Source organism: Paenibacillus camerounensis, from assembly GCF_000723885.1.
GTDB lineage: Bacteria > Bacillota > Bacilli > Paenibacillales > Paenibacillaceae > Paenibacillus_AQ > Paenibacillus_AQ camerounensis.
Genome location: NZ_CCDG010000141.1, coordinates 1 through 215, shown reverse-complemented (window position 1 = coordinate 215; position 215 = coordinate 1). Strand labels below are relative to the sequence as shown.

General features: G+C 42.8%; 1 protein-coding gene. It reads right to left on the bottom strand.

From position 1 onward, the window contains the following. On the bottom strand, positions 1-215 hold a 215-nt coding region (locus BN3772_RS30365; RefSeq protein ID WP_042204522.1), incomplete at both ends, for a condensation domain-containing protein.

Below are 215 nucleotides of genomic sequence, written 5' to 3'. Positions count from 1 at the left end.
ACAGCCGTATCATTGAATCCGCTGAGGATTTGGAATTTCTCCTGTTCAGTAATCGTCTCGATCTCGGACAATTTCCGGTTAGGATTCTCACCGATGGCCTGCAGCACTTTTTCAATTCTGGCTAGAATGCTCTGAATTTCTTCCCTGGCATATACATTTGGATTATAAAGAAGATCAAATACCAGACGCTCTTCCTCTTGATACGCACACAATGT